Annotated in this window: 9 protein-coding genes; 3 read left to right on the plus strand and 6 right to left on the minus strand. The window is 63.9% G+C overall.

Features of this window, described 5'->3' with window-relative positions; translation table 11 throughout:
* Positions 1-280 precede the first annotated feature (280 nt).
* The gene (locus ACLBX9_RS17980; protein WP_447719898.1) at positions 281-874 is read right to left on the minus strand and encodes a recombinase family protein; all 594 of its coding nucleotides are present in this window, start codon (positions 872-874) and stop codon (positions 281-283) included.
* A gap of 188 nt (positions 875-1,062) precedes the next feature.
* On the opposite strand from ACLBX9_RS17980, the gene ACLBX9_RS17985 reads away from it, so the two are divergent.
* Positions 1,063-1,491, plus strand: coding sequence for a hypothetical protein (locus ACLBX9_RS17985; RefSeq protein WP_447719899.1), 429 nt, complete (start codon positions 1,063-1,065; stop codon positions 1,489-1,491).
* Positions 1,484-1,873 (plus strand): PIN domain-containing protein, encoded by a 390-nt coding sequence (locus ACLBX9_RS17990; RefSeq protein WP_447719900.1) that lies wholly within the window; start codon positions 1,484-1,486, stop codon positions 1,871-1,873. The genes ACLBX9_RS17985 and ACLBX9_RS17990 overlap by 8 nt, the downstream gene beginning before the upstream one ends.
* Positions 1,874-1,930: 57 nt before the next feature.
* Here ACLBX9_RS17990 and ACLBX9_RS17995 read toward each other — a convergent pair whose 3' ends face one another.
* The 5 genes from ACLBX9_RS17995 to parA form a co-directional block, all read right to left on the minus strand.
* Entirely contained in the window at positions 1,931-2,596 is a 666-nt protein-coding gene (locus ACLBX9_RS17995) for a tyrosine-type recombinase/integrase (RefSeq protein WP_447719901.1), read from the minus strand.
* Positions 2,589-3,647, minus strand: a complete 1,059-nt coding sequence (locus ACLBX9_RS18000; protein ID WP_447719902.1) for a hypothetical protein — start codon at positions 3,645-3,647, stop codon at positions 2,589-2,591. The genes ACLBX9_RS17995 and ACLBX9_RS18000 overlap by 8 nt, the downstream gene beginning before the upstream one ends.
* A 400-nt stretch (positions 3,648-4,047) precedes the next feature.
* Positions 4,048-4,308 (minus strand): hypothetical protein, encoded by a 261-nt coding sequence (locus ACLBX9_RS18005; protein WP_447719903.1) that lies wholly within the window; start codon positions 4,306-4,308, stop codon positions 4,048-4,050.
* 89 nt (positions 4,309-4,397) lie between these two features.
* The gene (locus tag ACLBX9_RS18010) at positions 4,398-4,724 is read right to left on the minus strand and encodes a ribbon-helix-helix domain-containing protein (RefSeq protein WP_447719905.1); all 327 of its coding nucleotides are present in this window, start codon (positions 4,722-4,724) and stop codon (positions 4,398-4,400) included.
* Positions 4,724-5,386, minus strand: coding sequence for a ParA family partition ATPase (gene parA / locus ACLBX9_RS18015; protein WP_447719904.1), 663 nt, complete (start codon positions 5,384-5,386; stop codon positions 4,724-4,726). Before parA ends, ACLBX9_RS18010 begins: the two co-directional genes overlap by 1 nt.
* A 700-nt stretch (positions 5,387-6,086) precedes the next feature.
* On the opposite strand from parA, the gene ACLBX9_RS18020 reads away from it, so the two are divergent.
* On the plus strand, positions 6,087-6,251 hold a 165-nt coding region (locus ACLBX9_RS18020), incomplete at its 3' end, for a porin (RefSeq protein ID WP_447719906.1).

Here is a 6,251-nt window from a genome sequence, read left to right on the forward strand (position 1 = left end):
CGAGCAGAAGCGTGCCTCGGCTCAAGGGCTAATCTGCAGCTGGTTGATCTTGTCGGCGAAAAGGAAGGCTCGACCCATCGGTTTGCGCCGATGGGACGGACAGTCAGTCGAACGCCATCGTTCCCGACATTCCTGAAGATCCGAACATATACAGATAATCAGATGAAAGCGGTAATCGGCTGGATCCGCATGGATCGATCCTGCGAATGCCCACTCGTACCAACATCAGGATTTGCGTCAAGACGACCAGCACGCACCTACGCCCATGCGGGTTAAGCAATTACAAAATATTATCTTTTAGCATCGCCTCCTGAACTCGACGGATCGTGGTTCGTCCGACTTTTAGCTCTCGTGCGACGGCCGAAGCACCTCTGCCTTCATGTAGAAGCCGCTCAGCCAGCTGTCGTCGTTCTGGCGTGAGGCTCGCCGGTCGGCCGACGACTTTGCCTTCGGCTCGTGCACGGGTCAGACCAGCCTGTGTCCTTTCGATCAGGAGATCACGCTCGAACTCGGCGACAGCGTTGATCACGCCCATGGTCAGCTTGCCGGTCGAACTGGTGAGATCGACTCCGCCAAGCGCCAGGCAGTGGACCCGCACTCCTAGTGCGTCGAGCCGCTTGATCGTACCGGCTACGTCCATAGCGTTGCGACCGAGCCGATCGAGCTTCGTCACGATGAGGACGTCGTCTCGCTCAAGTCGGTCAAGCAAGCGAACGAAGCTTTTGCGTTGGTCGGTGGCGACGCTCCCTGAAACCGTCTCTGCGATCACACGCTGAGGCTCGACCTGAAAGCCTGCTGCCGCGATCTCCTGGCGCTGGTTGTCGGTGGTTTGGCCCAATGTGGACACGCGCAGGTACGCGAAGGTGCGGGGCATGATCAAAATCCGGCCGAAAGCGGTGGCCGAAACTAGACCATGGCCGAAACCATCGCAAGCCTATGTTTCGGCCATATCTGCCACACCTGGCCGAAACCGTTCGGTTTCGGCCAGCTCGCCGCGAACGGAAAACGTCTTGATTGAGGGCGGTGGTCCCGATTTTGTGTGAAATGCCATAAAGAGATTTTATGGCAGTCTCGATGTCGGTTCCAATATGGCATCTTGTGGCTTATAGCGAACGGCCGCCACTCGTGCGGGTTTTGCCGACAGCAGGCAGGACTCAGCAATCCGAGGTCGATGTTTTGAATACGACGCTTTCCAAAATCGACGCAGGAGGCCGGCTGATCATTCCAGCCCAAGTCCGCAAAGCTCTGCAACTTGAGTGCGGCGGGCAGGTCATGCTGACTTTGGTCAATGGCGAGCTTCGTGTCCGATCGGTCGCCGCCGCCATGGCAGAACTCCAAACGCAAACGTCGTCCTTCTTGGCTGATGACACCGCTTCGGTGAATGCCTTCCTTTCGTCCCGACGCGCCGAGGCTGCCAGAGACGAAGGAAGACCGGCGAACACGGAACAGCGGGTAGTCGCCTCGGCGAAGGAGCCCGATCGTGGTGCGTAGCGTTCTGGATGCCTCGGCTCTGCTCGCCTACCTCCGCAAGGAACCGGGTTGGGAGCAGGTGCTGCAAACTTTCACCGGCACCGCTACGATGACGACCGTGAATTTCGGCGAAGTCGCTGGATGGCTGGTCCGCAACGGGGCGGATGAGAAGGCCGTGCGAGCATTGCGGAATGGCCTTGTGTTTCCGCTTACCCCGGTCGACGAAGACCTCTGCATTCGTGCAGCTCTGCTGGAGCCACTGACGAGGTCGAAGGGGCTTGGGATCGGGGATCGGCTCTGCCTCTCGCTAGCTGCTCGCTCGGGCGCTGTCGCTGTCACCGCAGACGCTGCTTGGCAGGAGATCGCCGTTGGTGCCGGCGTCGAGGTACAGCTCATCCGTTGAGGTCACGGCAATCGACCCACACAGCGTTTGTCCGGCACTACAGCCGGCCGCGTCGAGCTATTCTCGCACCAGAGCGACGGGCCGAATGAACCGCCCGTGCGGGATGGCCTTCTCGAACCCCCTGCCCTCCTGATCGACCTTGGACCGGCGGACCATGACTCTCAGGCCTTCCGGATCCTCGCGCAGGTCCTCGACGTCGAGCGCCACCAACTCGCTCCGGCGGAATGCGCCCGCGAACCCGAGCGCCAGCAGCGCCCGATCGCGCTTGCCCGCCAGCGTGTCCGGACACCGCATCAGCAGCGCCGCCAGGACATCGGCGGTCGCGGCTGTCTTCTGGTTGATGCGACGATCCCGCAGCTTGCGCCGGGCGCCTTTGATCGCGGCGTGCACGCCCTCGTCGTCTGTCGGGTCCGGCGCTTTGGCTAGCTTGTGCCCGTACCGGATCGCAGCCAGGCGCCGGCCCAGCGTCGAGGCCGCCCTGCCCTCCTCGGCCTCGTGGACGATGAAGGCTGCCACGGTCTCAGGTGTCGCCGGCATCGAGCGGAACCCGTACCGGGCGCACCACGTCTCGAACACGCGCACGTCCGCGCGGTAGGCCCGCACGGTGGCGTCGGCCTTCGAGGCGCGCTGGTAGGCTTGGACAAGCGCCGCCGCTTCAGCCGGTAGGTTCTCCCCCGATCCGGGGGAAACCTGACCGACGGGCAGGATTTCGGGCTCAGCCATCGCTTCCATCGATCGACGCGACGACGGCGGGAGGCGCGATGCGAGCGGGGAAGGCCGACCGACCCAACACGTCGGTAAGGGCCCGCACCGTGTCGTGGCCCGAGAGCACCTGATAAGGGTGAACCCTGTTTCGACCGTCCCACAGCACTACGGGGTATTCGCGCACCCCGTCGCGTTCGATGTCGCGGGCCAATGCCTCGACCCGCGGCCGATCGGCCGGCGCAAGCCAGCCGTATAGCGACCCAATGCGCCACACGTCGTTGATTGAGATCTCGGTTGGCTCGACCGCCTGTGCGCGCCGTCGGTGCGCTTCCCTCAACGCTTCGTGGAATGCGGCCTCCGATAGGTTGCCGAACCGTGCGAAGAAGTCCGCGACGCGATCAGGCCCAAGCTCGTCCACCAAGGCTGCAGCACCCTCAGCGACGATAGCATCTTTCTGACGCTGCTCCTGCTCGCGCTCAAGCCGCTCGCGTTCCAGTTTCCGGCTCACGGCGGCCTGCCGCTTTTCACCCCTCCCCCGCAGAGCGTCCTCTTCGTCCCGCTCCTCTTGGGAGAGCACCGCACGCCGCGCCGCTTCCTTCTCGATCGCTATCTGCTGCCGGGCCCGATCCCGGCCTTCGCGCACGTCGTGCAGGATCTTCTCGGGGCGAACCGTCTCACCAGCCTCGATCCGGCGCAGTACCGCGGCGCGCACTGGCTCGGGCGTCGAGGGGGCCGACAGTTCATAGAGGACGCTCGGCGGCAAATACGACACCGTGTCGCTTTTGTCCCCCAGCACCTCGGCTGCGCCCATCGCCCGTTGAGCTGACCGAGGCGTCATGCCCATCTCGGCCTGCACCCATTCGAGAAACAGCCCGTGTTCGAGCCGCGCCTTGATGGCGAGCAGATCGCGACCCGTGTCGATGACATAGGCCTTCTGCCGGTCGCGGTAGCGCTCAACCACGGCCTTGGCTTCGTTCGCGGCAGCGTCGTCTAGCCGCTCATAATCGAAGCCCGTCGCGGCCGGCGCCGGGATGTCGAGCGGCAGGAGGTCCAGAGTTGATGCGGCCATGGTCAGTTCGCTCCCTGCCGCGGTGTGACGCCAAGATCCTCGACAGCCTCACGCAACACCGCGCGGACCTCGGCCTCGCTCATGCCGGCAAACACGCCTTCAGCCGCCAGTTGCTCGACCACATGGCGCAACCGCTGAGCGATGAACGCCGGGTCTCTCGTGGCCGACTCCTACAGCAGGGCCTCGCCCAGCGCCTCCCGTTCGGCCGGTTCAAGCGAAGATAGCACCGGCTTCACATCATCACCGAGGTTGTGATCTGCAATGGTTCAAACTTTCGAGAATGACCGTTATCGCAAGTTACGTTAGATGCAGGCTTGCGGCAAGGACGGCGAGCCGGACTGTGGGCCTGCCCACAAGCAGGCAACACGGCTGGACGACAGGCGGGCTCGAAGTCAGGCGGTCACTTTCGCGGGCAATGCCAAGCCGTCGCCTCGATCTGGCAGGCCCATTGATGCGCGGCCGCCCATCCCTGCGCGACCGCGCCGACGCCGCCGAGGATCGTGAAGAACCCCACGACGACAGCAAACCACCGCTCCCCGCGGGTCAGGTCCAGGCGACGGCGGATCTCAACTGGTCTGCCGTCGTAGTACAGCCGCTTTTGCGCATCGACACCTAAACGGCTCAGATCGCCTAGGCCGATCTCTTCAACACCGCAGGCCACGAGGAGCGATCTACGACTGCGTGCTCGGCCTTAACGCTCTCAACAAACTCTTCGAAGGATCGCTTAGGGCCGCTCATCAGAATGCACTCCTAAGCAATCCGCGAGAGGCCGCGCGCTGCGAACACGGCATTCAGCCCTTCCGTCAGCAGGTCTTGCACCTGGGCATCCTCATCGGCCGCGATCCGCTTGAGCTGCCGGAACGCCTCGGGCGAGACATAGGCCGTCACCACCCGCTTGCCCGCCCGGGTCGTGGCCTTCGGGTAGGCGGCGCGGGCAGCCGGTCCGGCCGCTGTCGGCTCAACAGCGGCAGCGGCAGGAGCAGGGGAGGGCGTCGCAGGCGCTTCGCTGGCCGCCGGCTCATCCACCTGCGATGCCGCTGGCGCCGCCTTGGCGCTAAACAGGCTCGGCCGCTTCATCACGCTTGCCCCCTCGTTTTCTTGCCGGATTGCCCGCCTGTGGGCAGGCCCACTTCCCCGCGTGCCCACGCGAATAGGGACGCGATTTCCTCGGCTGCCTTGCCGTCGGGCTCGTATTCGGAGGCGGTGCGGCCGTCGATCACCGCGTAGCTGTAGGCCACGCGCTGGTGGATCACCTGAGGCGCCACCTTCGCTCCCTGCTCCTCGAGCCCCCGTCGCGCCTCCTCGACTATGGCGCTGCGCGTCGGCGCGGAGGACAGAACCACCCATGCAGGTTTCTTGGCGATGGTCGCGAGATCCCGCGTGGCCTCGATCGCCTCCAGGTCGAAGGCCGCCGGCCGGCACGGGATCAGGATCAGGTCGGCCGTCCGCGCTGCGGCGAGCGAAGCCCGATCCGCATTCGGAGCCGTGTCGATGATGAGCAGATCAGCGCCGTTGGCCCGCGCCGCGTCCGCGAGCTGCGGCAGCCGCTCGGCATGATCGCCGATCACCTCAGGCTCGGGCGCCTCTCGCTTGTCGCCCCACTTCCTGGCCGTCGCTTGCGGGTCGAGGTCGACGAGCGCCGTGCGGAAGCCCGCCAGCGTGCCGGCCACCGCGAGGTGGACCGCGACCGTCGATTTCCCGACGCCGCCCTTCTGGCTGATGACGGCTATTGTCCGCACGTCCGCACTCCTGCCTGTAGGCCGTCCGGCTTGTCGTCTTGCAGGCCTGCCCACAGGCCCACGCGCCGACTCGCCTGCTATACTTCAGCACGGTAACCGCCGCCTGTCTGTGACCGCAGGGACGCGCCGAAGCGGCATCCAAACAACGATGCTTGCCCGCCCGCCCACAAGCCCACATGCAGGCTTGCAGCTAAATGGGCTGGGCGTCATGTAGGCATTACGAGCGGCGCGACGCGGTCGGGATGCGCAAGGCCGGGCAAGCCGTGATGATATGGCCGCCCGGCCGAGGCTGAAGAGAATACAAGACGCCACACTTCGAAGCATTGCGGCTTTCCGTTCGATGGCGGAAGCCGTCATACTGCCTAGTATTGTAGCAATTCATACCCTGAAACGCCTTTGATATAAGCACTCACGTTTTCGTGAGGACAGTTCGAAGTGATTAGCCACCTAGCGACTGAGAAAATCTCAGAAACATATTGTCTGAAACCGTAGCTTTTCAGCAACGCCCTTTGCCAACTTGCGACGGCTGGATCTCACGCGATTGCTTATTGTCAAGCGCTGGGTTCAATAGCCTCAAGTCGGCGCAGTAAAAGTCGGCAATCAAGTCCGCCGCCTAGATGCGGACAGAAACAATTCTGACGGCGAAATCCGGCCCACCGGACAATGCCGCGCTATGGGTCTCGAAGAATTGGGGTTATCCATGAGGTTCTTGAAGAGCTCCCTGTTGGGCTCGGCTGCCGCGTTCGCCGCAGTTGGAGGTGCCCACGCCGCCGATCTGCCGGTCAAGAAGGCGGTTCCGATCGAGTACGTCCGCGTCTGCTCCGCCTACGGCGCCGGCTTCTTCTACATTCCCGGCACCGACACC

The sequence above is a fragment of the Methylobacterium sp. A49B genome (assembly GCF_053346215.1).

Coding starts and splice junctions, on each gene's coding strand:
- ACLBX9_RS17980 (WP_447719898.1), bottom strand. CDS start 874: ATGCCCCGCACCTTCGCGTACCTGCGCGTGTCCACATTGGGCCAAACC.
- ACLBX9_RS17985 (WP_447719899.1), top strand. CDS start 1,063: ATGGCAGTCTCGATGTCGGTTCCAATATGGCATCTTGTGGCTTATAGC.
- ACLBX9_RS17995 (WP_447719901.1), bottom strand. CDS start 2,596: ATGGCTGAGCCCGAAATCCTGCCCGTCGGTCAGGTTTCCCCCGGATCG.
- ACLBX9_RS18000 (WP_447719902.1), bottom strand. CDS start 3,647: ATGGCCGCATCAACTCTGGACCTCCTGCCGCTCGACATCCCGGCGCCG.
- ACLBX9_RS18010 (WP_447719905.1), bottom strand. CDS start 4,724: ATGAAGCGGCCGAGCCTGTTTAGCGCCAAGGCGGCGCCAGCGGCATCG.